18 protein-coding genes are annotated in these 24,361 nt (G+C 64.5%); 10 read left to right on the top strand and 8 right to left on the bottom strand.

Features of this window, described 5'->3' with window-relative positions:
• The first annotated feature begins 78 nt into the window (after positions 1 to 78).
• Both AC19YX_RS02580 and AC19YX_RS02575 read left to right on the top strand, forming a co-directional pair.
• A complete protein-coding gene (locus tag AC19YX_RS02580; protein WP_500605595.1) occupies positions 79 to 1,437 on the top strand; it encodes an XAC2610-related protein in 1,359 nt (452 codons plus the stop codon).
• Positions 1,438 to 1,550: 113 nt separating this feature from the next.
• Complete coding sequence (locus tag AC19YX_RS02575; RefSeq protein ID WP_421547018.1) at positions 1,551 to 3,650, top strand: EAL domain-containing protein; 2,100 nt, start codon at positions 1,551 to 1,553, stop codon at positions 3,648 to 3,650.
• Between the two features lie 10 nt (positions 3,651 to 3,660).
• Here the strand turns inward: AC19YX_RS02575 and AC19YX_RS02570 are convergent, their stop codons facing one another.
• The gene (locus tag AC19YX_RS02570) at positions 3,661 to 6,129 is read right to left on the bottom strand and encodes a hypothetical protein (protein WP_500605594.1); all 2,469 of its coding nucleotides are present in this window, start codon (positions 6,127 to 6,129) and stop codon (positions 3,661 to 3,663) included.
• A gap of 260 nt (positions 6,130 to 6,389) precedes the next feature.
• Here AC19YX_RS02570 and AC19YX_RS02565 point away from each other — a divergent pair, with 260 nt between their 5' ends.
• From AC19YX_RS02565 to AC19YX_RS02550, 4 genes are all read left to right on the top strand, one after another.
• Positions 6,390 to 6,647 (top strand): transmembrane sensor/regulator PpyR, encoded by a 258-nt coding sequence (locus AC19YX_RS02565; protein ID WP_201132166.1) that lies wholly within the window; start codon positions 6,390 to 6,392, stop codon positions 6,645 to 6,647.
• A complete protein-coding gene (locus tag AC19YX_RS02560) occupies positions 6,634 to 7,806 on the top strand; it encodes an NnrS family protein (protein ID WP_500605593.1) in 1,173 nt (390 codons plus the stop codon). The genes AC19YX_RS02565 and AC19YX_RS02560 overlap by 14 nt, the downstream gene beginning before the upstream one ends.
• 114 nt (positions 7,807 to 7,920) lie before the next feature.
• Positions 7,921 to 8,889, top strand: a complete 969-nt coding sequence (locus AC19YX_RS02555; protein ID WP_500605592.1) for a GGDEF domain-containing protein — start codon at positions 7,921 to 7,923, stop codon at positions 8,887 to 8,889.
• A 57-nt stretch (positions 8,890 to 8,946) separates the two neighbouring features.
• Positions 8,947 to 9,546 carry a SagB/ThcOx family dehydrogenase gene (locus tag AC19YX_RS02550; protein WP_500605591.1) on the top strand — a complete coding sequence of 200 codons (600 nt, stop codon included), beginning with the start codon at positions 8,947 to 8,949 and terminating at the stop codon, positions 9,544 to 9,546.
• 211 nt (positions 9,547 to 9,757) lie between these two features.
• Here AC19YX_RS02550 and AC19YX_RS02545 read toward each other — a convergent pair whose 3' ends face one another.
• From AC19YX_RS02545 to gloB, 7 genes are all read right to left on the bottom strand, one after another.
• Positions 9,758 to 11,368 carry an ABC transporter ATP-binding protein gene (locus tag AC19YX_RS02545; protein ID WP_500605590.1) on the bottom strand — a complete coding sequence of 537 codons (1,611 nt, stop codon included), beginning with the start codon at positions 11,366 to 11,368 and terminating at the stop codon, positions 9,758 to 9,760.
• A gap of 1 nt (position 11,369) precedes the next feature.
• Positions 11,370 to 12,389 (bottom strand): ABC transporter permease, encoded by a 1,020-nt coding sequence (locus AC19YX_RS02540; RefSeq protein WP_020296098.1) that lies wholly within the window; start codon positions 12,387 to 12,389, stop codon positions 11,370 to 11,372.
• Position 12,390: 1 nt separating this feature from the next.
• The gene (locus tag AC19YX_RS02535; protein ID WP_078471299.1) at positions 12,391 to 13,464 is read right to left on the bottom strand and encodes a microcin C ABC transporter permease YejB; all 1,074 of its coding nucleotides are present in this window, start codon (positions 13,462 to 13,464) and stop codon (positions 12,391 to 12,393) included.
• Between the two features lies 1 nt (position 13,465).
• Positions 13,466 to 15,316 (bottom strand): extracellular solute-binding protein, encoded by a 1,851-nt coding sequence (locus tag AC19YX_RS02530; protein ID WP_500605589.1) that lies wholly within the window; start codon positions 15,314 to 15,316, stop codon positions 13,466 to 13,468.
• A complete protein-coding gene (locus tag AC19YX_RS02525; RefSeq protein ID WP_078471297.1) occupies positions 15,313 to 17,142 on the bottom strand; it encodes an extracellular solute-binding protein in 1,830 nt (609 codons plus the stop codon). The genes AC19YX_RS02530 and AC19YX_RS02525 overlap by 4 nt, the downstream gene beginning before the upstream one ends.
• A 331-nt stretch (positions 17,143 to 17,473) precedes the next feature.
• Positions 17,474 to 18,907 carry a transglycosylase SLT domain-containing protein gene (locus AC19YX_RS02520; protein ID WP_078471296.1) on the bottom strand — a complete coding sequence of 478 codons (1,434 nt, stop codon included), beginning with the start codon at positions 18,905 to 18,907 and terminating at the stop codon, positions 17,474 to 17,476.
• A 99-nt stretch (positions 18,908 to 19,006) separates the two neighbouring features.
• Positions 19,007 to 19,774, bottom strand: a complete 768-nt coding sequence (gloB, locus tag AC19YX_RS02515) for a hydroxyacylglutathione hydrolase (protein ID WP_078471295.1) — start codon at positions 19,772 to 19,774, stop codon at positions 19,007 to 19,009.
• Positions 19,775 to 19,839: 65 nt separating this feature from the next.
• On the opposite strand from gloB, the gene AC19YX_RS02510 reads away from it, so the two are divergent.
• From AC19YX_RS02510 to AC19YX_RS02495, 4 genes are all read left to right on the top strand, one after another.
• Positions 19,840 to 20,598 (top strand): class I SAM-dependent methyltransferase, encoded by a 759-nt coding sequence (locus AC19YX_RS02510; protein WP_078471294.1) that lies wholly within the window; start codon positions 19,840 to 19,842, stop codon positions 20,596 to 20,598.
• A 95-nt stretch (positions 20,599 to 20,693) separates the two neighbouring features.
• Positions 20,694 to 21,146: a ribonuclease HI gene (gene rnhA, locus AC19YX_RS02505; protein WP_078471293.1), complete on the top strand. Its 453-nt coding sequence runs from the start codon at positions 20,694 to 20,696 to the stop codon at positions 21,144 to 21,146.
• A 72-nt stretch (positions 21,147 to 21,218) separates the two neighbouring features.
• Entirely contained in the window at positions 21,219 to 21,980 is a 762-nt protein-coding gene (gene dnaQ / locus AC19YX_RS02500) for a DNA polymerase III subunit epsilon (RefSeq protein WP_020296090.1), read from the top strand.
• A 119-nt stretch (positions 21,981 to 22,099) separates the two neighbouring features.
• The gene (locus tag AC19YX_RS02495) at positions 22,100 to 24,355 is read left to right on the top strand and encodes an Orn/Lys/Arg family decarboxylase (protein ID WP_500605588.1); all 2,256 of its coding nucleotides are present in this window, start codon (positions 22,100 to 22,102) and stop codon (positions 24,353 to 24,355) included.
• Positions 24,356 to 24,361 lie beyond the last annotated feature (6 nt).

Below are 24,361 nucleotides of genomic sequence, written 5' to 3'. Positions count from 1 at the left end.
GCATCGGGTGCGTTTCAGTAACCGGTGCTTGCCGTTAAACTGCGCGCCCCCGATTGTTTTGCAAGGATGCCGCTCCCCATGTCTATCCGCCCCGTGCTGGTGGTTGCCGGTCTGCTGCTGGCCACCGCGGCCGCCGCCGAGCCGCTGGTGTATCAGTTGACTGACCCGGCGCAGAAATACCGCGTCGAACTGCGCTTTGCCCAGCCCCCGGCCGACAGCTACGAATCGGCGCCGGCCACCGTCAGCCTGCGTGACAAAACCAGTGGCGAACTCCTGCAAACCCTGGAATCGCCTGCCGCTTATGCCACCCTCAGGCAGGACGGCAGCCTGTCCACCGGGCAGGCGCCGATGTACGGCGACCAGAGCGCGTTGTTTTTCGATGACTTCAACTTTGATGGCGAACAGGACCTGGCCCTGCGCAATGGCAGCGAGGGCGGTTATGGCGGGCCGTCCTACGATGTCTACCTGTTCGACCCCAGCACCCGGCGCCTGCAACTGAGCCCGGCGTTTTCCGACCTGACCCGTAATGGGCAGTTGGGCATGTTCGACACCGATCGCCAGGCCCAGCGCCTGCACACCTGGTCCAAAAGCGGCTGCTGCTGGCATCAGGACGCCAGCTGGAAAGTGGAAAACAACCTGCCGCTGATGGTCGAGGAGCGGATCGAGCAGGGCTACACCCCAGCGCCCGAGGAGGGCTTCATGCCCCGGGGTTATTTCAACGTCACCTACCGTGCCCTGGTCGACGGTCAGTGGCAGGAGCATTCACGACTCGAGAGCCCGGTCAGCGAGCCGCCGCAAGTGTTCAGGGGCACCCTCGAGGGCAAGATCCCGGTCGAGCTCTGGTGGCAGCGCCAGGGCGAAGTGCTGGTGGGCGAAGTGCGTTATCCCAGAGGCGGCAGCGGCCAGCCGATCCTTCTGGTGGGGGGCGACTATGAGACCGGCAGCGTGACCCTGGTGGAGTCCGGCCGCCATGGCGAGATCACCGGCACCTGGTATGTGCAGACCGAAAACAACCCGCAGGGCAAGCGTGAGGCGGTCTGGGTCCAGGGCGCGAAGCGCTTTAACGGGATGCTGCAGGAAACCCCTGGCAAGGTCGCCGAGGACAAGCTCGGGCCGGTGGCCGATGAGCAGCGCGGCGGACGCTACCTGATGCGTGACGCTGCCGAGCAGCGCAGCGCCGAGTTGATCCTGACCCTGGTACCCGGCACCGAGCCCCATGCCCTGGGCAGTGTCGGTGTGAGCATGCGCCTTGAACGGCCCGGCGTGGCGCCGCTGCTGATGCAGCAAAGGGTGCCGCTGACCGCCAGCAACCTGGCTATAGTCTGGGACCCGCAAACCCGGCGCGGCTACCGCTTGCAGTTGCTCAAGGGCGCGCTGCTGATGTCGGGCAACTACGAGTACCGCGACTTGCGCGGGACCTACGTCAAGCAGCCCTGAGCCACGAGGAAAATAGCCCTTGCGGGTCGGTGTTTCTTCAGTGTTAGCTTCACTCTCGGCAGCTTTCGAGCAGGCCAGCGCTTGTCCGGGTGTTGCAAGGGAGGGGTAACCAGATGCCGAAAACCCTGTTCAGGCTGTTCTTCACCCATCGCCTGGCGGCCCTGGCGGGCGCCGAGTCGTTGCGGGCGATTCGTGAAGGGTTGTTGTGGTTGCTGCCTTGCCTGCTGGTCTCGGCCAGTTTTCTGATCCTGGCCCAATGTGCCCGCGCCCTGGGCCTGCCGGTGCAGGTGTCGGAGATGTTCGCCGGCCTGCACACCCAGATCAACTCGGTGCTGCCGCTGCTGGTGGCAACGTCCATCGGCTACATGTTGGCCATCCGCTACCGCTTGCCGCAATTGCCCGTGGCCCTGCTGTGCCTGGCCCATGTGGTGATCGCCAGCTACCTGTTGCGTGATTACCCGTTGGCGGCGGCGACCTTCGTCCTGTTCATCGCCATCGCCTCGCCCCTGGTCACGGTGCCGATCATTGCCTGGCTGCACCGTCGGCGCTGGACCCGCCTGGTGCACGAAGACCTGGTGGGCTACAACCTCAAGGGCACCATCAATATGGTGCTGCCGGGAGCGGTGACCGTGCTGCTGCTGGTGTGCGTGCTGCAATTGCTGCTGCAGATTCCGCAGATCGCCTACATGCAGCAGCCCATGAGTCTCGGCTCGCTGGACAGCCCCTACCGCAGTGCGGCCTTGCTGACCTCGGCCAATTCGATCCTGTGGTTTTTCGGGATTCACGGCTCTTACGCCATGCAGCCGCTGTTCGACGTGATGGACCAGGCCGTGGCGATGAATGCCAGCGACCTGGCCGCCGGGCAACCGGTGCGCTTCGCCCTCAACAGCGGCCTGTTGGGCTGCTTCGCCTTTATCGGGGGCTCGGGCGGATCGCTGGCCCTGGTGCTGGCCATCCTGCTGTTTTCGCGCAATCAGTCGATGCGCCTGCTGGCGGTGGCGAGCCTGCCGCTGTCGCTGTTCAACGTCAACGAACTGTTGCTGTTCGGCTTGCCGATCATCCTCAATCCACGCCTGCTGGTGCCTTTTGTGCTGGTGCCGATGGTCAACGCCACCCTGGCGCTGGGCGCGGTGCAACTGGGCTGGGTGGCGCCGTCGGTGGCCACGGTGCCGTTCACTGCACCGGTGCTGCTCAATGCCTATCTGAGCACTCAGGGCGACTGGGGCGCGGTGTTGCTGCAGGTGGTGCTGCTGGGCCTGGGCACCGTGATTTATGTGCCCTATGTACGCGCGATTCAGCGCCAGAGCGCGGAGAACGCCAAGGTCTACCTGAGGACCTTCGACACCACCTTTCACGGCCTGGAAGAAAAGGGCCGTCTGTTCGAACTCGATCCGGTGGTGGCCTCCTATAAGGCCGCGGCCCTGCGCGCCCATGCGTTCTCCCGGGTGCAGCAGCTCAGCGAGTACGAGTTCCACCTCGAGTACCAGCCCCAGGTGTCCCAGCGCACGGGGCTCTGCACCGGCTGCGAGGCGTTGCTGCGGGCGCGGGATCGCGGCGGCAGCGAGCAGTCGCCCTGGGAACTGTTGCAGTGGCTGGGCCAGGCCAAGCTGATGGCGGATGTGGACTTCTGGGTCGCCTCTCAGGCGGTGCGCCAGCACCTGAGTTGGCAGAAAAGCGGTTTCGAACTGCCGATCACGATCAATATTTCCGGCGCGACCCTGGCCTCCGCCGAGCACAGCGAACGCCTCCTGGAAATCCTCGCCCGGGCCCAGGGCCGGGTCTCGGTGGAGGTCACCGAAGATGCGCTGGTGGGCGATGTGCTGATCACCCAGCGCCTGATCGGCAAGCTGCATGCCATGGGTGCTCGGTTTTATATCGACGATTTTGGCACCGGCTTTTCCGCCTTGAGTTACCTGCATCAGTTTGCCGTGGACAGCATCAAGATCGACCGCAGTTTTGTCCTCGCCCAGCACGAAGCCAAGGGCGCCCAGGTGCTCAATGGCCTGTTGCGGTTCTGCGAGACCCTGGACCTGGGAGTGGTGGTCGAAGGCGTCGAAACCCGCGAGCAACTGGACTTTCTACAGTCCAGCTCGGAGCTGATCATCCAGGGCTGGTACTTCAGCAAGGCCTTGCCGGCGGCGCAGATCCCCCAATTTGTGATCGACACTGCGCAGCGCGTGCAGGCCACGCGCCGACCGTTGACCGAAGGCTGAGGAAGCGGCCTCAGCGCCGGGCGGCGGGGCCGGTAAAGTCGATGCAGTCCGGGCGCGGCAACGCTTGCCAGGCCTCCAGGTCGGCCTGATCGGCGGCGCGCAGCCACAGGCCGTGATGCTCGATCAGCGGCTCGGCGGGCAGGCTCAGCAACTGGGCCAGGTCGAGCTTCAGCAGGTGGCCGGAATCGCTATCGCGCTCGGGCTGCCAGTCCCGTTCAAACAGGCGAACACTCAGGCGGTCGCCGACAAATGCTTCGAACTGCGGCCGGTTGTGCAACGGCTGCGCCGCGATGCGCAGGCTGCGCTCGCGCACATCGAGCAGCAGCAACTGCCAGCCCCGGCCGTTTTGATCGCGTCCCTGGGTCTCGCTCAACAGGCGGGTCAGTGCCAGGTAGCGCCCGTCCCCGGACCAGATCATCGACGGCGCCAGGTCCTTCAGCGCGCAACCCGAGGCCGTCAGCAGGTGCCCGCCGAGGCGCGGCATGCTCGGCCGCAGCCAGCTGTCGGCGTACTCGGTCTGGCAGCCGAACAGCCAGGCGGCATCCTCCCCGCCAGGGCTGGGCTGGATGAAATCGCCGTCGGCCACCGCGGCTTGCGGGCGCTGCACCCGGCGCCAGTCCGGCAGGCGCCGCAGGTGTCCAGCTTCGATCTGCAAGGTCGCGACCTGGTAGTACAGGCGTGAGTCCTCGCGGTAACGGCAGAACGACGTGGCGGTTTCGGCAGGGCCTGCCGGCTGGTTGCAGCGCTGTAACGGGTGGCTGTGCAGCGACTGGTCAAGGCGTCCGGCAATCAGCGCCAGGCTCAGGCGGGCATCGCGAAAATCGAGGATTCGCGCCGCGAGCATGGGCGGACCTGGGATCAGCCGACGCTGTTGCACATCCGCCACCAGCACCTGGCCGGCCACCGCTGGGGCCTGGGTAAAGGGCAGCAGGGCCAGGTAGCGCTGGCAGGTGGATACCCGGTGGTCGAGCAGCCAACTGCCCGGCAGGCTCCAGCAGCCGATCTGGCACTGGTAGCCGCCGAGGCCGTCCGGGTTGTCGCTGAGCCAACTGAAGCGAGCCCGCACCTCGTCGAGCAAGGGCTGGGATTCGATCTGGGCGCTGCCGCGCTGGCCCTGGCTGTCCAGCGGCAGCACCAGGCGGATCCGCGCCAGGGGCAGGTCGGCGACCTGGACCCGGCCCAGGGCGTCATGGCCGACCTGAGTCTGGGTGTCGCCGTGGATGCTCTGCAGTTGGTAGCCGTAGGTCCCGTAGTCCGGCTGGGCGCAGTCGAGGTAGGCGTCGAAGCGCAGGTGCTGATGGTCCAGGGCCGGCAGGCTGTACCAGTAGAAGGACGGCTCCTGCGGGCTCGCCTGCCAGGGCTCGGGCAGCGCCCGCCAGCCCCGGTCGAGTTGCCATAGCCAATAGCCGCGGGTGTCGCTGGCCGGGTCATCGGCCAGGCAGGCAAACTCGTCGCCGGTCGCGCTCCACACCCGCGGGCTGTCGGCCCCGAGCAGCAGGCCGGAAGGCTGGCCGTCGAGGCTCAGGTGATAGCGGGGGCTGCGCAATGGCTCCAGGGGTTGCTCCAACATGCGCAGGCTGTCAGGCAGGGCAATCTGCCCCGTCAGGCAGTGCTTGCCCTCGGGGCTGTGTTCCTCCAGCCCGACCCGGGCCACGGCCTGCTGCCAGGCGCCGGGCTCGAGCCACAGGTCGGCGATCGGCACCAGGTCCACCGCCCGCGCGCCCTGCAGCAAATCTTGCAGCGGGTCCTGGCGCGTGCCGTTGTCCACCAGCGGGCTGTAGCGACCGCCGAGGCCCGCTGCATCGAAGCGATCGAGTTCCCAGAACTCACTGTGGGCGCAGTGATAGACCCGGCGCTGCTGGCGGTCGAGTATCACCAGCCCCCAGTTCTGGCGCGACGGCACTGGGGCTGCGAAGTAGCGCCCGTCCTCGCTGAAGCGCGCCGAGGCGCCCAGGCCCTCCAGCAGCACACCATCGGGGAACAGGTAGTCGCAATAGGTCGGGCCGCCCATGGCGATTTCACCCTGGTTGAACACCCGGATCGGCTCGCCTTCCGGGGTCACTTGCGGTTCGTTGCCGCCCCAGGCGCTGGGGCCGGAGCCGCCGTCGTCGCCCTGGGTGACGCGGGCCAGGCCCAGGCGCCGCTCCAGACTGCTGATAGCCGCCATCCCGGCAACGATGCTGACAAACGCCGCGGCAATGTCCCAGTACGCCGGCAGCGCCCGGCCCAGGCTGAACCCCAGGCCGAACACCGCGCTGATCAGCAGACGGATCCAGCCCCGGGCCAGGGTGCTCCAGCCCAGGCGCGCGCTGAGCCAGGCCAGCAGTGCGCAGCTGGCGACCACCAGCAACGCCAGGGGCGGCGGCAGCAGGGTGACGAAAAAGATCGGCAGCAGCAGTGCCAGCAATTGCCACAGCAGCTCCAGCAACAGGCGGCCCAGGCTTTTTTCGGCACTGACGGGAGCGGGACGGTTAGCCACCAGGAGACATCCTTGTGTGCAAGAGGGGACGGCGCCCAAGGGGGTGGGCACGAATCGGGCAAATCTACGCCTTTGGCGCAGAAAAAGGCAGCCTGCCTTTATGGGTCATTATGACTGCGTAGGTAGTCATAAAGACTGCGAAAATCAGATGTCATTATGACTCGAATGATTTTATCTGGCTGAATTTAAAGGCGTTATTGGTTGGCATGAATACTGATACTACAAGGCTATATCCGAAGCGCTGTCGAGGAGTATCCATGATGATCCGTGACTTCAGTTCACCGCAGCAGGTCCTGCAACTGTCGAGCAAGGTGCTGGCCCTGGGCGCGTTGTTATTGGCGGTGGGCGTGTATGGCGCCTATTTCTATTCGGGGCCGGCGCCGATTGGCGCATTGGTGTCCCTGCACACCCTGGTGATTCTCGGGCCGACCTTGCTCAAGGTCGGTTATGTCATGCGTTTACTGGCTCAGCGCCGGTTGTACGCAGAGCAGGGGAGTGCAGCCTGTGTCATGGCGTAAGTCTTACCTGAGCTGGACCGGTCGGCCGCTGTGGAGCCTGGGCTTTCGCCCGTTTTTTCTCGCCGGGGCCGGCTTCGGCTGTATCGCCCTGGCGCTCTGGGGGATGTGGCTGTACGGGCGTTTGCCCGGCGTGCAGCCGGTGGGCGGGATGCTGGCCTGGCATCGACACGAGATGCCCTTTGGTTTCGCCACGGCGATCATTGCCGGTTTTCTGCTGACCGCGGTGCCGAACTGGACCGGGCGCCCCGGCATCAGCGGCGGGCCGTTGTTCGGGCTGTGGCTGGTCTGGCTGGTGGCGCGCCTGGCGTGGTGGCTGCCGTTGCCGGCTCCGCTGCTGCTCGGGCTGCAAGGGCTGTTTTTACCGCTGCTGGCGTGGGTCCTGGGCCGTGAACTGGTGGCCGCCGGCAAACGCGACAATTACCCGATCGTCGCGGTGCTGGGGCTGTTGGCGCTGTGCCAGGGCCTGACCCTGTGGGGCATCGCCGAGAATGACCTGGCCTATCAGCGGCGCGGAGTGCTGGCGGCCCTGTGGCTGGTGGCGGCGCTGCTCAGTGTGATTGGCGGGCGGGTGATTCCGTTCTTTATCCAGCGCGGCCTGAACCGCCCGAACAGCCCGGCGGATCGCCCCTGGACCACGCGCCTGCTGTTGATCACCACGTTGCTGCTGGCGCTGTCCATCGGCCTGGGCCTGGGTGAGTTGCCGACGCCCTGGCTGGTGCTGCCCTATGGTTTGCTCCTGGTCTTGCACGTGCGGCGGCTGTGGCGTTGGCATGACCGCGGCCTGTGGCGCGTGCCGCTGTTGTGGTCGCTGTACCTGGCCTATGCCTGGCTGGCCCTGGCGGCGCTGGCGATGGGGCTCTGGCACCTCGGTGTATTGCCGTACCAAAGCCTGGCCAGCCATGCCCTGGCGGTGGGTGGGTTGGGCGGTCTGGTGCTGGCGATGATCGCCCGAGTCAGCCTGGGGCATACCGGGCGCCCCCTGCGCGCGCCGATAACGGTGGTGATCGGCTTTGGCCTGATGCTGCTGGCGGCCTTGTGTCGGGTGCTGCTGGTGCCGTTCAACGGCTGGGCGCTGGGGTTGTCAGCGGCCTTGTGGTGCGCGGCCCTGGCTTTGTTTCTGCTGAGTTACAGCGGGTTGCTGCTCAAGCCCAGGCTTTGAGCCTTGAGGTGCCTGGAGGGCGGACGTCGGCGGCGGATCGGTAAAACGGTCGGGAGTGAAAAGGGGCGGTGGTCTACGCTAAGCAAAAAAGTTAGCCGCCCAATGGAGTTCGCGATGTTGTCCCCAGCCAAGCCCGCCAATGAAGCTGCGCGGGTGAAGACCCTACATGCATTGAAGCTGCTCGATACCGAGGCCGAAGAGCGTTTCGACCGGCTGACCCGCCTGGCCAAGCGCCTGTTCGGCGTGCCCATTGCTCTGGTCAGCCTGGTGGACAGCGAGCGCCAGTGGTTCAAGTCCTGCATGGGCCTGGAGGCCAGCGAAACCTCGCGGGATATCTCATTCTGCGGGCATGCGATTCTCGGCGAGCAGATCCTTTTGGTCAGCGATGCCGAGCTCGACGACCGTTTCCATGACAACCCACTGGTGGTCGGCGAGCCGGGGATTCGCTTCTACGCCGGCTGTCCGCTGACCGTGGCCGATGGCAGCAAGCTCGGTACCCTGTGCCTGATCGACGTCAAGCCAAGGGATCTCGACGACGAGGAGCGCGGGCTCCTGCGCGACCTGGGACGCATGGCCGAGCAGGAACTGGCAGCGGTGCAGATGGCGAGCATGGATGAGCTGACCCTGCTGTCCAACCGCCGTGGTTTCGTGGCCCTGGCCCGCTATGGCCTGGCGGCATGCCAGCGCCTGGCCAAACCCGCGACCCTGCTGTTTTTTGACCTCAACGACTTCAAACAGATCAACGACACCTACGGTCATGCCGAAGGTGACATGGCACTCAAGACTTTCGCCGATGTGCTGCGCATCGCCTTTCGCGAAAGCGACGTGATCGGCCGCCTGGGTGGCGACGAGTTCGTGGCGCTGCTGACCGGTTCCAACCATATCGAGACCTCGGCGATCATGGCCCGCCTGCAAGAGATCCTCGACGAGCGCAACACGACCCTGCAGCGCGGCTACGACTTGCGCTTCAGCGTCGGCCTGGTGGAGTACGACCCCGAGAGCCAGCAGAGCGTCGAAGACCTGCTGGCCGAGGCGGACAAGGCGATGTACGTGCACAAGCAGGCACTGCGCAAAAAACCTTGATCAGGGCCTTGGCGAAGCTGTTAACGTCAGGCTCTTTTTCAGCCTGGAAGACGCCCCATGGATGCCCGCGCCAGTGACCTGCTGCACAGCCTGTTGTCGAACCGACGCAGCCAGCGCGATTTCAGTGACCAGGGCCTGACCCTGGCACAGCTGAACTCGATCCTGCTGGCCGGCCAGGGCCACACCTCGCCCGACGGCAAGCGCGGCGCACCTTCGGCGCATGCCTTGCACCCTCTGCGCCTGCGGGTGATTGCCCGGCGCGTGGAGGGCCTCGCCCCCGGTGTCCACGACTTCGACACTGCCTCGGCCACCCTGCATCAGGTCGGCCCGGCGTTGAGCCCGGGCAGCCTCAACGCCGCGGCCCTGGGCGATGAAACCTGGCTGGAGCAGGCCGCCGCCGTGGTGGTGATCATCGCTGACCGCGAGTTGGCGATCCGGCATTTTGCCGAGCAGCAGGCCGATGGTCTCCGGGGTGCGCGCTACGTGGATTTCGAGGCCGGCGCGGTGACCCAGAACATGTACCTGGCCGTGACGGCCGTCGGATTGGGCGCGGTGGTGGTGATGGGCTTCGATGACCTGTCGATGAACGCCACCCTGGGCCTCACGGGCAGCGAGGCGGCAGTGGCGTTGTTTTGTGTTGGGCAGCCTCGGCGCTAGGTGAATAGCCACCCAGGGGCGAGGGAGCAAGCTCGCGTTCGGCCGCTTAGCGGTTGCAAGGGGGGGGGCACTGCGTCGGGTCAGATGCGTCGAGGTGGTAGGGATTGGGCCCGCTGCGCGGGCCAGCGGGAGCAAGCGCCCTCGCCACACAAGGGCAGCATTGCGCTACCCATTAACGGGTTTCCCTCAACGCTGTGGCGAGGGCAGGGCCTTATTCGGCTCCCTCGGGCACCAGAAACGCGGCTTCCAGCAACTGCCGGGTGTAGGGGTGTTGCGGCGCGGCGAAGATGTCCCTGGCGTCGCCCTGTTCCACCACCTGGCCGTGCTTGATCACCATCAGTTGATGACTCAGGGCCTTGACCACTGCGAGGTCGTGGCTGATGAACAGGTAGGTCAGGTTGTACTTGCTTTGCAGCTTGCGCAGCAGCTCCACCACCTGGCGTTGCACGGTGCGGTCCAGGGCCGAGGTCGGTTCGTCGAGGAGGATCAGCCGTGGCTTGAGCACCAGGGCCCGGGCAATGGCGATGCGCTGGCGCTGGCCGCCGGAGAACTCGTGGGGGTAGCGATTGCGGGTCTCGGGGTCGAGGCCGACTTCCTTGAGGGCGTCGATGATTGCCTGTTCCTGCTCGGCCTCGGTGCCGATCTTGTGGATGCGCAGGCCTTCGCCAACGATCTGGCTGACGCTCATGCGCGGGCTGAGGCTGCCGAACGGGTCCTGGAACACCACCTGCATTTCCCGACGCAGCGGGCGCACCTGTTGCTGCGACAGGCTGTCCAGCGCCTGGCCTTCGAAGCGAATCCCACCCTTGCTGCCGATCAGCCGCAGGATGGCCAGGCCCAGGGTCGATTTGCCCGAGCCGCTTTCGCCGACGATGCCCAGGGTCTGGCCCTGGGGCAGGCTGAAATTGATGCCGTCCACGGCCTTGACGTAGTCCACGGTGCTGCGCAGAAAGCCTTTCTTGATCGGGAACCAGACTTTCAGGTCGTCGACCTCCAGCAGTGGCGGCCCGACTTCGTTGCCGGCCGGGATGCCGCTGGGTTCCGCCGCCAGCAACTCCTGGGTGTAAGGGTGCTGCGGCGAGCGGAACAGCTCGGCGCACGACGCCTGCTCGACAATCCGCCCGCGCTGCATCACGCACACCCGGTGGGCGATGCGCCGCACCAGGTTCAAGTCGTGGCTGATCAGCAGCAACGCCATGCCCAGGCGGGCCTGCAATTCCTTGAGCAGTTCGAGGATCTTCAACTGCACGGTGACGTCCAGCGCGGTGGTCGGCTCGTCGGCGATCAGCAGCTCCGGCTCGTTGGCCAGGGCCATGGCGATCATCACCCGCTGCCGCTGGCCGCCGGAAAGCTCGTGGGGCAGGGCCTTGAGCCGCTTGTGCGGTTCAGGGATGCCCACCAGCTCCAGCAGTTCCAGGGTGCGTCGGGTCGCGACTTTGCCGCTCAGGCCCTTGTGCAGGCCGAGCACTTCATTGATCTGCTTCTCGATGCTGTGCAGCGGGTTGAGGGAGGTCATGGGCTCCTGGAAGATCATCGCGATCCGGTTGCCGCGGATATGGCGGAGGGTCTTCTCTTTCAGGGTCAGCAGGTCCTGGCCGGAATAAGTGATGGTGCCGGAGGGGTGGCGCGCCAGGGGGTAGGGCAGCAGGCGCAGGATCGAGTGCGCGGTCACCGACTTGCCGGAGCCGCTTTCGCCCACCAGGGCCAGGGTTTCGCCGCGCTTGATGTCGAAGCTGATGCCTTCGACCACCCGTTGCTGTTGCTCGCCGACCACAAATTCGACGGCGAGGTCGCGGACTTCGATCAGATTGTCCTGATTCATCTCATTTCCTCGGGTCGAAGGCGTCGCGAGCGGACTCGCCGATAAACACCAGCAGGCTGAGCATGATCGCCAGCACGGCAAAGGCACTGATGCCCAGCCACGGAGCCTGCAGGTTGGATTTGCCCTGGGCCACCAGCTCGCCCAGGGACGGTGCGCCCGGGGGCAGGCCGAAGCCGAGGAAGTCGAGGGCGGTCAGGGTGCCGATGGCACCGGTGAGGATGAACGGCATGAAGGTCATGGTCGAGACCATGGCGTTGGGCAGGATATGGCGGAACATGATCGCGCCGTTCTGCATCCCCAGGGCCCTGGCCGCGCGCACGTATTCCAGGTTGCGCCCGCGCAGGAACTCGGCGCGCACCACGTCCACCAGGCTCATCCAGGAAAACAGCAGCATGATCCCCAGCAGCCACCAGAAGTTGGGCTGCACGAAACTGGCAAGGATGATCAGCAGGTACAGCACCGGCAGCCCGGACCAGATCTCCAGGAAACGCTGCCCCACCAGGTCGACCCAGCCGCCGTAGAAGCCCTGCAGGGCGCCGGCGATCACGCCGATGATGGAACTGAGCACGGTCAGGGTCAGGGCGAACAGCACCGAAATCCGGAAGCCGTAGATCACCCGGGCCAGCACATCGCGGCCCTGGTCATCGGTGCCCAGCAGGTTGTCCGCCGAGGGCGGCGCCGGGGCCGGGACCCGCAGGTCGTAGTTGATGCTCTGGTAGCTGAACGGGATGGGCGCCCAGAGCACCCAGGCGTCCTTGGCCGCCAGCAGCTCGCGGATATACGGGCTCTTGTAGTTGGCTTCCAGGGGAAATTCACCGCCAAAGGTGGTTTCCGGGTAGCGCTTGAGCGCCGGGAAGTACCAGCTGTCGTCGTAATGCACCACCAGCGGCTTGTCGTTGGCGATCAGCTCGGCGCCCAGGCTCGCGCCAAACAGGATCAGGAACAGCCACAGCGACCACCAGCCACGCTTGTTGGCCTTGAAACGCTCGAAGCGCCGACGATTGAGGGGGGACAGTTTCATCTCAATGCTCCCGGCTTTCGAAGTCGATGCGCGGATCGACCAGGGTGTAGGTGAGGTCGCCGATCAGTTTCACCACCAGCCCCAGCAGGGTGAAGATGAACAGGGTGCCGAACACCACCGGGTAATCGCGGTTGATCGCCGCTTCAAAACTCATCAGGCCCAGGCCGTCGAGGGAGAAGATCACTTCCACCAGCAACGAACCGGTGAAGAAAATCCCGATAAAGGCCGAGGGGAAGCCGGCGATCACCAGCAGCATGGCGTTGCGGAACACATGGCCGTACAGCACTTTGCGCTGGGTCAGGCCCTTGGCCTTGGCGGTGATTACGTACTGCTTGTTGATCTCGTCGAGGAAGCTGTTTTTGGTGAGCAGGGTCATGGTCGCGAAGTTGCCGATCACCAGGGCCGTCACCGGCAGGGCCAGGTGCCAGAAGTAGTCGAGGATCTTGCCGCCCCAGCTCAACTGGTCGAAATTGTTGGAGGTCAGCCCGCGCAAGGGAAACCAGTCGAAGTAACTGCCGCCGGCGAACACCACGATCAGCAGGATGGCGAACAGGAACGCCGGGATCGCGTAGCCGACGATGATCGCTGAGCTGGTCCAGACATCGAAGTGACTGCCGTGGCGGGTGGCCTTGGCGATCCCCAGGGGGATCGACACCAGGTACATGATCAAAGTGCTCCAGAGCCCGAGGGAGATGGACACCGGCATCTTTTCCTTGATCAGGTCCACCACCTTGGCATCGCGAAAGAAGCTGTCGCCGAAATCCAGGGTCGCGTAGTTCTTGATCATGATCCACAGGCGTTCCGGCGCCGACTTGTCGAAGCCGTACATCTTCTCGATTTCCTTGACCAGGGCCGGGTCCAGGCCCTGGGCGCCGCGGTAGCTGGAACCGGCCACCGAGACTTCGGCGCCGCCGCCGGCAATGCGGCTGGTGGCGCCTTCGAAACCTTCGAGCTTGGCGATCATCTGCTCCACCGGCCCGCCGGGCGCGGCCTGGATGATGACGAAGTTGATCAGCAGGATACCCAGCAGGGTGGGGATGATCAGCAGCAGTCGACGAACAATGTAGGCCAGCATCTTATTGCTCCACGCCGGCCGGTTGGGCCGGGTCCTGGCTGCTTGAGGTCACGGCGGGCTTGGCGTCGGGCTTGATCCACCAGGTGGCGGTGCCGATGTCGTACTTGGGCGAGACCTTGGGGTGGCCGATATGGTCCCAGTAGGCCACGCGCCAGGTCTTGATGTGCCAGTTGGGGATCACGTAGTAGCCCCATTGCAACACCCGGTCCAGGGCGCGGGCATGGGCCACCAGGCTCTGTCGCGAGTCGGCGTTGATCAGGTCTTCGACCAGGGCGTCGATGGTCGGGTCCTTGAGGCCGATGAAATTGCGGCTGCCCGGCTTGTCGGCGCTGGAGGATTGCCAGAACTCGCGCTGCTCGTTACCCGGCGAGTTGGACTGGGGGAAGCTGCCGACCACCATGTCGAAATCCCGCGAGCGCAGGCGGGTGATGTACTGGGAAACGTCGACCCGGCGGATCACCAGGTCAATCCCCAGGTCGCTGAGGTTGCGCTTGAACGGCAGCAGCACCCGTTCGAACTCGGTCTGTGCCAGCAGGAATTCGATCACCACCGGCTTGCCCTGGGCGTCGACCATCTTGTCGTCGACGATACGCCAGCCGGCTTCCTGCAGCAGCTGGTAAGCCTGGCGTTGCTGGGCGCGGATCATGCCGCTGCCGTCGCACACCGACGGCTCGAAGGCTTCGCTGAAGACCTGGGCCGGCAGCTTGCTGCGCAGCGGGCCGAGGACTTTCAGCTCTTCGGCATCGGGCAGGCCGGTGGCCGCCATCTCGGAGTTTTCAAAGTAGCTGCGGGTGCGGGTGTAGGCGCCGTTGAACAGCTGCTTGTTGGTCCATTCGAAGTCCAGCAGCAGGCTCAGGGCCTGACGCACCCGCACGTCCTGGAACACCGGGCGGCGGATGTTGTAGACAAAGCCCTGCATGCCGGTGGGGTTGCCGTTGGCGATCTGCTCCTTGATCAGCCGGCCGGCGGCGACGGCGGGGGTGTTGTAGGCGGTGGCCCAGTTCTTCGCGCTCATCTCCAGCCAGAAGTCGAATTGCCCGGCCTTGAGCGCCTCCAGGGCCACGGTGTTGTCGCGGTAATAGTCGGTGGCCATGACATCGAAGTTGTAGAACCCCCGGTTGATCGGCAGGTCCTTGCCCCAGTAATCCTTGACCCGCTCGTAGCGGATCGAACGCCCGGCCTTGACCTCGGACACCTTGTACGGGCCGCTGCCCAGGGGGATCTCCAGCTTGCCCTTGGCGAAATCGCGATTTTCCCACCAGTGCTTGGGCAGGACGGGCAACTGGCCGAGGATCAGCGGCAACTCGCGGTTGTTGTTGTGCTTGAACTTGAACAGCACCCGCAGCGGGTCCTCGGCCACCACTTCGGCGACGTCGGCGTAATAGCCCCGGTACAGCGGCGCGCCGGATTTGATCAGGGTCTGGAAGGTGAACACCACGTCCTCGGCACGTACCGGATGGCCGTCATGGAAGCGCGCCTCAGGGCGCAGGTAGAAGCGCACCCAGCTGTTGTCCGGGGCTTTTTCGATCTTGCCGGCGATCAACCCGTACTCGGTGAAGGGCTCATCCAGGCTCTGGCGCATCAGGGTGTCGTAGATCAGGCCGATATTGTCCGCCGGCACGCCTTTGTTGATAAACGGGTTGAGGCTGTCGAACGCGCCGAAGCCGGCTTCGCGGAAGGTGCCGCCCTTGGGCGCATCCGGGTTGACGAAGTCGAAGTGCTTGAAGTCGGCGGGGTATTTCGGCGGTTCGCTGTACAGGGTCAGGGCGTGTTGCGGGGCGGCCTGGGCCAGGCAGGCCAGGGTCGAGAGCAACAGGCCGCTGGCCTGCAGCAGTGCGCGCATGGTCATCATTGGGCTTTCTCCGAAGACTTCAGCCACCACGCGCTCAGGCCCAATTGGTAGGGCGGCGTGGTGACGAAGGCGAACCGGTTGCGGTACGCCAGGCGATGATAATTGAGGTACCAGTTGGGAATGATGTAGTGCTGCCACAGCAGCACCCGATCCAGGGCCCGGCCGGCGGCCAGTTGTTCGTCGCGGGTCTGGGCGGCGAGCAGTTGTTCCAGCAGGTGATCGACGATTGGATTGGCGATGCCCGCGTAGTTCTTGCTGCCCTTGACCCCGACCTGGCTCGAATGGAAGTACTGCCATTGCTCAAGGCCGGGGCTCAGGGTCTGGTTGAGGGTCATGAGGATCATGTCGAAATCGAACTGGTCCAGGCGCTGCTTGTACTGCGCCCGATCCACCGTGCGCAGGCGTGCATCGATGCCGATGCTGGCGAGGTTCTCGATATAGGGCTGCAGGATCCGCTCCAGGTTCGGATTGACCAGCAGCAACTCGAACCGCAGCGGCTGGCCCTGGCTGTTGACCAGGCGCTGGCCATTGAGCTTCCAGCCGGCTTCGCCGAGCAGGTTCAGGGCGCGGCGCAGGGTATCCCGGGGAATGCCGCGGCCGTCGGTCTGGGGCAGGCTGAAGGGCTGGGTGAAGAGCTTGGCCGGCAATTGCTCGCGGTACGGCGAAAGCATCAGCCACTCATGGCCGACCGGCAGGCCGCTGGCCGAGAACTCGCTGTTGGGGTAGTAGCTCGTGGCGCGCTTGTAGGCGCCGCTGAACAGGGTGCGGTTGGTCCATTCGAAGTCGAACATCAGCCCCAGGGCTTCGCGCACCTTGACCTCGGCGAAGGTGGCACGCCGGGTGTTCATGAACAGGCCCTGGGTCTGGGTCGGAATCTGGTGCGCAACCTGGGCCTTGATCACATCGCCGCGATTGACTGCCGGAAAGTTGTAGCCGTTGGCCCAGTTCTTGGCCTGGTGCTCGATGTAGATGTCGAACTCGCCGGCCTTGAAGGCTTCGAAGGCCACGTCGCTGTCGCGGTAGAACTCGACTTCGACCCGGTCGAAGTTATTGAAGCCCCGGTTCACCGGCAGGTTCTCGCCCCAGTAGTCCTTGACCCGCTCGAACACCAGTTGGCGGCCGGGCTGGACCCGGGTGATGCGATACGGCCCGCTGCCCAGGGGCGGCTCGAAGGTGGTGGCCTTGAAGTCCCGACCCCTCCAGTAGTGCTGGGGCAGCACCGGCAGCTCGCCCATGCGCAGGATCAGCAAGGGGTTGCCGGCGCGCTTGAACACAAAGCGGATCCGCAGCGGGCCGAGGATGTCGACCCGTTGCACTTCCTGCAGGTTGGTGCGGTATTGCGGATGGCCTTCCTTGAGCAGGACCCGGTAGGAAAACGCCACGTCCCGGGCGGTGATGGGCGTGCCGTCGTGGAAGCGCGCTTCGGGCCGCAGGTTGAACACCACCCAGCTGCGGTCCTCGCTGTATTCGATGGAGCGCGCGATCAGGCCGTAGCTGGAAGTGGGTTCGTCGCCGGAAGGGGCATACAGGCCGGTGCCGACCATCAACGGCTCATTCAGCTCGTTGACCCCGTATTGCAGGAAGTTGGGGGTGGTGACCGGGCTGGTGCCCTTGAAGGTGTAGGGGTTGAGGGTGTCGAAGGTGCCAAAGGCCATGACCCGCAAGGTGCCGCCTTTGGGCGCTGCGGGGTTTACCCAATCGTAATGGGTGAATTTGGCCGGGTACTTGAGCGTGCCGAACTGCGCATAACCATGACTTTCGGTGATCGTTGCGCTTGCGGGAAAGCTCAAGGCCAGACTGATTAGGAGCAGGAGGAGGGGACGCATCAAGTCAGAGATCCGATCCAGGCGGCTTGGGCTTTGTGCTCGGTACAGTAACAGCTTGTATCAGCAGGAAAAAGGCCGTTGTAGCGGGCTTTCTAAGGCTTGGACAGGGGGATGGGGCGGGTGAGGCTTTCTGTTGCCGGGGAACCTGCTCGCGCGGGCTGCTGTAGCCGCTGCCGAGGCACGAGGCTGCGCTGGTCGCCATGAGCGCCGTGCAGCCTCAGACAGATGAGGTCAGGGGGAAAGGCTTGCCAGCGCTGCGCACTGGAGCGGGAGCAAGCTCCCTCGCCACAGCAGTCTTCCTGCTCAGCGCAAGCCCTTTGAGCGTCATCTATCAGTGCGGCAGGTAAACCGTCAGCATCTGCCCAGGCTTGAGGGCCTGGCCGGCGCGCGGGTTCCAGCGCTTGAGGTGCTGCATCTCGACGTTGAAGCGCTTGGCGACCATGTACAGCGAGTCGCCTTGCTTGACCTTGTACTGGGTCGACTTCTTGTTGTTGGCTGCGACCACCGTGGTGGTGCGGCCTGAAGTACGCCGGGTCTTGTCCTGCATGACCAGGGTCTGACCGACCTTGAGGTTCTTGCCGGTCAGCTGGTTCCAGCGTTGCAGGTCCTTGACCTCGACCTTGTTGGCCTTGGCGATGGTGCCCAGGTTGTCGCCGCGCTTGACCCGATAGGTGCGCTTGACGCCCGCGATCTCGGCGCGGGTTGCGCCTTCGAACACCGGCTTGAGCGGACGCTGGCTGATCAGCTCTTCAGGACGCATGGTCGACAGGCTGGTGGTCAGCAACTGCGCCTTGGACGTTGGCACCAGCAGGTGTTGCGGGCCGTCGATGGTGGTGCGCTGCTTGAATGCCGGGTTGAGCTGGAACAGTTCGTCCTCGTCGATATTGGCCACCGCCGCGACCTTGGACAGGTCCATGCGCTGGTTGATCTCGACCACCTGGAAGTACGGTTCGTTGGCGATCGGGTTGAGGTTGACCCCGTACGCCTCGGGGGACAGCACCACCTGAGACAGGGCCAGCAGCTTGGGCACGTAGGCCTGGGTTTCTGCCGGCAGCGGCAGGTTCCAGTAATCGGTGGGCAGGCCGAGTTTTTCATTGCGCTCGATGGCCCGGCTGACCGTGCCTTCGCCGGCGTTGTAGGCCGCCAGGGCCAGCAGCCAGTCGCCGTTGAACATGTCGTGCAGGCGGGTCAGGTAGTCCATGGCCGCGGTGGTCGAGGCGGTGATATCGCGCCGGCCATCGTAGAAACGGGTCTGGCGCAGGTTGAAGTAGCGACCGGTGGAAGGAATGAACTGCCACAAGCCCACCGCATCGGCCCGGGAATAGGCCATGGGGTTGTAGGCGCTTTCAATCACGGGCAGCAGGGCCAGTTCCAGCGGCATGTTGCGTTCTTCAAGGCGCTCGACGATGTAGTGGATGTAGAGGCTGCCGCGCTCGCCGGCGTTTTCCAGGAACGATGGGTTACTGGCAAACCACAGGCGCTGTTGTTCGATGCGAGGGTTGACGCCCAGGCCGTCCTGCAACTGGAAGCCCTGGCGCATGCGTTCCCAGACATCCTGGGGTACTTGCGGGCTGGGTTTTTCACTGAGCCAGATCGGCTTCTGCTTGATCCGGGCGTTGAAATTCTGGGTATGGCTGGCTTCGGTCTGGGGGACGTGGCTGGTGCTTTGGCAGCCCGCCAGGGTGGCGGACACAGCCACCGCGATAGCTTGAGCCAATCGCGTCAATGCGTCTGAATTGATGGTTTTACGAATAGATGACGACATTGGCTGGAAGTAAGTTCCGGGCAAAAATGTCGGGCGATTCTAGGAACCGCCCGAGGTTCGGTCAACCATTCAGAATTTTTGTACCAAGCAGCAGGGGTCTTAGAACTTATCTTTCCATGCCCTCAAGGCCGCAAAAACCGCACTCTGCGACGGGTTATCCCGGCCATTCCGTTCGTCAGCTTTTTGTTTAACGGATGTTTCCGCGGTGCGTAGAAAAGGGTTGGTGAGTTTTTCCAGGGCCAGGGTCGAGGGCAGGGTCATGCGCCCGTCCTCGCGCAGTTGGATGACCGTCGCCAGGCGCTCGGCGATGTCCGGGTTATGCGGCTCCACGGCCTGGGCGAACTTGAGGTTGCTCAGGGTGTACTCATGGGTGCAGTACACCCGGGTCTCGGCCGGCAGCGCGGCCAGGCTGGCGAGGGACTGATGCATCTGCTCCGGGGTGCCTTCGAACAGCCGTCCGCAGCCGGCGGCGAACAGCGTATCGCCGCAGAACAGCAGGCCGTCGTGGTAATAGGCGATATGCCCCAGGGTGTGCCCGGGCACGCTCATGACCTGAAATTCGCAGCCGAGTACGCTGACCCGGTCTTGGTCATCGAGCGCCACGTCGCGCCCGGGGATGTTTTCCCGGGCCGGGCCGTAGACCGTGGCGCCGCTCAACTGCTTGAGCTGCTCCACGCCGCCGACGTGATCGTGGTGGTGATGAGTGATCAGGATGTCGCTGAGGACCCAGCCGGGGTGCTGTTGCAGCCAGGCCACCACCGGCGCCGCATCACCCGGATCGACCACCGCGCAACGTTGGAGGTGCTGATCTTGTAACAACCAGATGTAGTTATCGGTGAAGGCGGGCAGGGCACTGATCTGTATCATCGTCGGATTCGCCAAGCGGAAAACAATGGCGCATCTTAGAACTTCTTGGCGGGTTGGAGAATGCAATGACCGATAAAGCGTTCGCTCAGGCCGATCCTGACTGGCTGGCTTTGATCAGCGCGGCCCGTGACTGGCTGTCCGGCCCACTGGGCCAATTTTTGCTCGATGAAGAACGGCGCATGCTCGATGACGAGCTGGGGCGTTTCTTTGGCGGTTACCTGGTGCATTACGGGCCTTCGGCGCAAACCCCGCCTGCAGCCCCTCAAGTGCAGCGCAACGTGCGCCTGGGCGCGCCCCTGCCCGGGGTGGAGATTGTCTGCGAAGAGCAGGCCTGGCCCCTGAGCGAGCACGCCGCCGACGTGGTGGTGTTGCAGCACGGCCTGGATTTCTGTCTGTCGCCCCATGGCCTGCTGCGCGAGGCGGCCAGCGCGGTGCGCCCGGGTGGCCATTTGCTGATTGTCGGGATCAACCCCTGGAGCAGTTGGGGCTTGCGCCATGTCTTTGCCCACGATGCCTTGCGCCAGGCGCGCTGCATTTCCCCGTCACGGGTCGGCGACTGGCTGAATCTGCTGGGCTTCGCGCTGGAGAAACGCCGCTTCGGGTGCTATCGTCCGCCGCTTGCTTCCCCGGCGTGGCAGGCCCGCCTGGCCGGCTGGGAACGCAAGGCCGGTGACTGGCAACTGTCGGGCGGCGGCTTCTATCTGTTGGTGGCGCGCAAGATCGTGGTCGGCCTGCGCCCGGTGCGCCAGGTGCGGCGCGAGCCGATGGGCAAGCTGGTGCCGATGCCGATGGCCAAGGTCAACCGCCGTAACGTCGAACCCTGAAACTTTCTTTTTATTGCAGGCCGGGCTTTCCGGTCGCGGACTGCGTCGCCCGATCAGCGGCCGGCCGCACGGCATTCTTGATGGATAGGTTGTAAATGAGCGATAGCGTAGAACTCTTTACCGATGGCGCCTGCAAGGGCAACCCGGGCCCTGGCGGCTGGGGCGCGTTGCTGGTGTGCAAGGGCGTTGAAAAGGAGTTGTGGGGCGGCGAAGCCAATACCACCAACAATCGCATGGAACTGCTGGGCGCCATCCGTGGCCTTGAAGAGCTCAAGCGGCCCTGCGAAGTGACCCTGGTGACCGACTCGCAGTACGTGATGAAAGGCATCACCGAGTGGATGGTCAACTGGAAGAAACGCGGCTGGAAAACCGCAGCCAAGGAACCGGTCAAAAACGCCGACCTGTGGAAACTCCTGGACGAGCAAGTCAACCGCCACACCGTGACCTGGAAGTGGGTCCGCGGGCATATCGGCCACCACGGCAACGAACGGGCCGACCAACTGGCCAACCGTGGCGTCGATGAAGTGCGCGGCTACAAACAGTCCTGATCCCCTCACGCGCGTCATCCGCCCCGGGCATGCTAAAATCGCGCCCTTTGAAACATTGAGACCTGAGCACTGATGGCCAACAGATCTGTTGTACTCGATACCGAAACCACCGGCATGCCGGTGACCGACGGCCACCGGATCATTGAAATCGGCTGCGTCGAGTTGATGGGTCGACGCCTGACCGGGCGTCACTTCCACGTGTACCTGCAACCGGATCGCGAGAGTGACGAAGGCGCCATCGGCGTCCACGGCATCACCAACGAATTCCTGGTGGGCAAGCCGCGTTTTGCCGAGGTCGCCGACGAGTTCTTCGAGTTCATCAAAGGCGCACAGCTGATCATCCACAACGCGGCGTTCGACGTTGGTTTCATCAACAACGAATTCGCCTTGATGGGCCAGCACGAACGAGCTGACATCACCCAGCACTGCACCATCCTCGACACCCTGATGATGGCCCGTGAGCGTCACCCGGGGCAGCGCAACAGCCTTGATGCCCTGTGCAAACGCTACGGCGTCGACAACTCCGGCCGTGAATTGCACGGCGCCTTGCTCGACTCGGAGATTCTCGCCGACGTCTACCTGACCATGACCGGCGGCCAGACCAGCCTGTCCCTGGCGGGCAACGCCTCGGACGGCAACGGCTCCGGCGAAGGATCGGGCAACCGCGCCAGTGAAATCCGCCGCTTGCCGGCGGACCGCCAGCCGGCGCGAATCATTCGGGCCAGCGAAGCGGAGCTCGCCGAGCACCAGGTACGCCTGGAAATCATCGCCAAATCCGCCGGCGCGCCAGCACTCTGGACCCAGTTGGCCGAGGCCAAGGCCCAGCAGCAGTAGTTGTGCTCGCGCGACCTTTTATTGTCGAAGGTCGCAGCGGGGCTTACACCCAGCGGCTCAAGCCTCTACCCTGAGGTGATTGGCGGGCCAAGGTCCGCCGCCTCAGGACACCCCGCCCCATGTACAAAGACCTGAAATTCCCGGTGCTGATCGTGCACCGCGACATCAAGGCTGACACCGTTGCCGGTGATCGGGTGCGCGGTATCGCCCGGGAACTGGAGCAGGAAGGCTTCAGTATCTTTTCCGCCGTGGATTACGCCGAAGGCCGCCTGGTGGCCTCGACTCACCACGGCCTGGCCTGCATGTTGATCGCTGCCGAAGGCGCGGGCGAAAACACCCACCTGTTGCAGAACATGGTCGAGCTGATTCGCCTGGCCCGGGTGCGTGCGCCCCATCTGCCGATCTTCGCCCTGGGCGAGCAGGTGACCCTGGAGAACGCCCCGGCCGACGCCATGAGCGAACTCAACCAGTTGCGGGGCATCCTTTACCTGTTCGAAGACACCGTGCCTTTCCTCGCCCGACAGGTGGCCCGCGCCGCGCGCAATTACTTGGATGGCCTGCTGCCACCGTTTTTCAAGGCCCTGGTACAACACACCGCCGACTCCAACTACTCCTGGCACACCCCGGGCCATGGCGGCGGCGTGGCTTATCGCAAGAGCCCGGTGGGGCAGGCATTTCATCAGTTCTTTGGCGAGAACACCCTGCGCTCGGACTTGTCGGTCTCGGTCCCGGAGCTGGGTTCACTGCTCGATCACACCGGGCCCCTGGCCGAAGCCGAAGCCCGCGCTGCGCGCAATTTCGGCGCCGATCACACGTTTTTCGTGATCAATGGCACCTCCACCGCGAACAAGATCGTCTGGCATTCCATGGTCGGTCGCGATGACCTGGTGCTGGTGGACCGCAACTGCCACAAGTCGGTGTTGCACTCGATCATCATGACCGGAGCCATCCCCCTGTACCTGTGCCCGGAGCGCAACGAGCTGGGGATTATCGGGCCGATTCCCTTGAGCGAGTTCAGCCGCGAGTCGATCCAGGCCAAGATCGACGCCAGCCCGTTGACCCGGGGCCGGCCGCCCAAGGTCAAGCTGGCGGTGATCACCAACTCGACCTATGACGGCCTGTGCTACAACGCCGAGCTGATCAAGCAGAGCCTGGGCAACAGTGTCGAGGTCCTGCATTTCGACGAAGCCTGGTACGCCTACGCGGCGTTCCACGAATTCTTTGCCGGGCGCTACGGGATGGGCACCACGCGCTCCGCCGACAGCCCGCTGGTGTTCACCACCCACTCGACCCACAAGCTGCTGGCGGCCTTCAGCCAGGCCTCGATGATCCACGTGCAGGACGGTGGCGCCCGCCAACTGGATCGCGACCGCTTCAACGAAGCCTTCATGATGCACATCTCCACCTCGCCGCAGTACAGCATCATCGCCTCGCTGGATGTGGCCTCGGCCATGATGGAAGGCCCGGCCGGGCGTTCGCTGTTACAGGAGATGTTCGACGAAGCCCTGAGCTTTCGTCGCGCCCTGGCCAACCTGAGGCTGCACATCGCCGCCGATGACTGGTGGTTTTCCATCTGGCAGCCGCCCCGGGTCGAGGGCATCGACCAGGTCCACACCCAGGACTGGCTGCTGGAGCCCGAAGGCGAGTGGCACGGCTTTGCCGGGGTCACCGACGACTATGTGCTGCTGGACCCGATCAAGGTCACCCTGGTGATGCCCGGCCTGACGGCGGGCGGTGCCCTGAGCGACAAGGGGATCCCGGCGGCGGTGGTCAGCAAGTTCCTCTGGGAGCGCGGCCTGGTGGTCGAGAAGACCGGGCTCTATTCGTTCCTGGTGCTGTTCTCCATGGGCATCACCAAGGGCAAGTGGAGCACCTTGCTCACCGAACTGCTGGAGTTCAAGCGCAATTACGACGCCAACGTCAGCCTCGGCAACTGCCTGCCGAGCGTGGCGCAGATCAACCCGGCGCGTTACCAGGGCATGGGCCTGCGCGACCTGTGCGATCAGCTCCATGCCTGTTACCGCAGCAACGCCACGGCCAAGCACCTCAAGCGCATGTACACCGTGCTGCCCGAGGTGGCGCTGAAACCGGCCGACGCCTATGACCACCTGGTGCGTGGCGAAGTCGAGGCCGTGTCGATCGACACCCTGCAGGGACGGGTCGCCGCCGTGATGCTGGTGCCGTACCCACCGGGGATTCCGCTGATCATGCCCGGCGAGCGGTTTACCGAGCAGACCCGGTCGATCATCGATTACCTGGCGTTCGCCCGTACGTTCGACAGCAGTTTCCCTGGCTTCGTCGCCGACGTGCACGGCTTGCAACATGAAGATCAGGGCAATGGACGGCACTACACTGTCGATTGCATCAAGGTTTGAGGACGT

Source organism: Pseudomonas sp. MF09150 (assembly GCF_059862355.1).
This window is presented reverse-complemented; position numbering and strand designations above follow the sequence as displayed.